This window comes from Streptomyces poriferorum (genome assembly GCF_019399235.1).
In the GTDB taxonomy this organism is placed as follows: Bacteria; Actinomycetota; Actinomycetes; order Streptomycetales; family Streptomycetaceae; genus Streptomyces; species Streptomyces poriferorum.
This window is the reverse complement of sequence record NZ_JAELVH010000666.1, coordinates 1-387: the sequence shown is the minus strand read 5'-3', so window position 1 is coordinate 387 and position 387 is coordinate 1. Positions and strand designations below refer to the sequence as shown.

At 80.9% G+C, this 387-nt stretch carries 1 protein-coding gene; it reads left to right on the top strand.

The features are described 5' to 3' along the window. Positions 1–387: hypothetical protein (locus tag JGS39_RS40325; RefSeq protein WP_372456202.1), on the top strand; the 387-nt coding region annotated here is incomplete at both ends.

Here is a 387-nt window from a genome sequence, read left to right as displayed (position 1 = left end):
TGCGCGGCTGGCTGCGCGGGCGGAAGGCCGCCGCCGACGCTGCGGCGCGCGCCGAGGGCCGGCGGGCGACGTTCGAGTACCTCGCCGAGCGGGCGAGGGGGGCCGGAACCCGGTACGGGGTGGGCGACTGCACCCTGCGCCAGGCCCTCGACGGGCGGCTCCCCACCCCGCGCACGACGGTGGCCTTCGCCCGTGCCACCGGAGCCGACGAGGCGACCGCCCGCCGACTCTGGGCGGCGGCGGACCGCGCCGTGAACCCTCCGCGTGAGCGGCCCGCCCCGCACGTCCCGGGGCGCTTCACCACCCCGGCCGGTCTCGTCCGCGCCATGAACCGGGTCCGCGCCTCCGCGCCCGACACCAGGCTGCGCGCCATCGCCGGGCCCGGAC